2 protein-coding genes are annotated in these 1,527 nt (G+C 59.1%); both read right to left on the reverse strand.

Annotated elements, in window-relative coordinates; all coding sequences use genetic code 11:
• Nucleotides 1–1,066, reverse strand: a 1,066-nt coding sequence (locus ACXJ5O_RS26595) for a flagellar basal body P-ring protein FlgI (RefSeq protein WP_457302526.1), incomplete at its 3' end; no start/stop codon positions are given.
• On the reverse strand, nucleotides 1,066–1,518 hold the full coding sequence (gene flgA, locus ACXJ5O_RS26600; RefSeq protein WP_457302527.1) for a flagellar basal body P-ring formation chaperone FlgA: 453 nt from the start codon (nucleotides 1,516–1,518) through the stop codon (nucleotides 1,066–1,068). The genes flgA and ACXJ5O_RS26595, both read right to left, overlap by 1 nt.
• Between the last annotated feature and the right edge of the window lie 9 nt (nucleotides 1,519–1,527).

A 1,527-nucleotide genomic window follows, 5' to 3' on the forward strand; every position in this document is an offset into this window, starting at 1 on the left:
GCTCAACTGCAGTCACGCCATCGGAAAAAGGCTCAGGCTGGACGATCGTCGGTGTCTCGGTGACGCGCACCGACAAGCTGCCATGGCTGATTGCGACACGCGAAATGCGCACTTTCTCACCGATCACCACCGTGCCGGTCCGCTCATCGACGACAACGCGCGCGACCTCATCGGTCACGACCGGCAGACCCTCAATCTCGGCAAGAAACCGTGTTGCTGAGATATTCTTTGGCCTGCGCAGGCGGATCGTCTTTGAGTCGCGTTCTTTGGCAACCGGCTGGTTGTAACGCCGCTTGGCGAAGGCATTGATCGTATCGGTAATGCGTACGGCTGTCGTGAAGTCCGGCTCGCGTAATTCAACCACAAGTTCGTCCTGGCCGAAATTGCCCGTCACTTCCTTTTCGACGAGCGCGCCGTTCGGAATACGGCCACTGGTCGGAACACCTTGAGTCAAGGTTTCGGCCTGTCCTGAAGCCACGAACCCAGAGACGACCATATTGCCCTGTGCAACAGCATAGGTCTGGCCATCGGCCGCCGCCAGCGGCGTCATCACCAGTGTTCCACCGGCAAGCGATGTCGCGTCACCGAGGGAGGAAACCGTAATATCGATGCGTGAGCCCCGTCCGGCAAAGGGCGGCAGGTTGGCGGTGACGATAACCGCGGCGACGTTCTTTACGCGCGAAGAGCCCGGAGGTGGGCTGATGCCGAGATTGTCGAGCATTGCGCGCAAGGATTGTTCGGTGAAGGGTGCGCTGCGTAGGCTGTCGCCCGTCCCATTCAAGCCTATGACGAGACCATAGCCGACGAGCTGATTTTCGCGCACGCCCTGAATGTTGGCGATATCCTTCAAGCGGGCAATCGCCCCGCCTTCCCCCAAAGGCGACGCGGCACCGCCCCAGTTCCCATCATCGCCTCTCTGCAGTGCGGCCTGCGCTTCAGCCTTTCGCCATGCAGCCTTGGCTTCGCCAGGTGTGCCATATAGTTTGGCGTTCGGCGACGGCTCAGCTGCCTTCACGACCACCGTACCTGCCAGTATGCCCACAAGGAGAGCGGTTGTAAAACGCATCATTGCATCCCGACCTGGATGCTGCCGTCAGCCAACACCGTGCCGGAGACGATGATGCCGCTGTCCATATTACGTACCTTGATGAAGTCGCCAGCGTGTCCGGCTTCCATCGGCGAGCCTTTGGCGGTGATGACCAATGCGCCCGTGCTATACACCAGAGCTACCGGAACGCCGCGCTCGACCAGATCAGGCTCATTCAATGCATTGACCAGAATTGGCTGTCCTGGCAGCAGAGTACGACGCGCCACCTTGCCGACAAGCTGTTGCGAAGACAGGACATATTGGCCCGCCGCACTTGCTCTGATAGTGAAGTATTTTTCGTGAAGTCCTGAACCGCCGATTATCTCGCCCGGGTAGATAATCTGCGATGGAACGAGAAACGCTATGCGGTCGGCATAGGCGGCAAACGCAAACGGCCAAACGCAGCCGACCAAGGCCACTATGCGAATGATATTTTTGGC

This window comes from Phyllobacterium sp. P5_D12, from assembly GCF_054049495.1.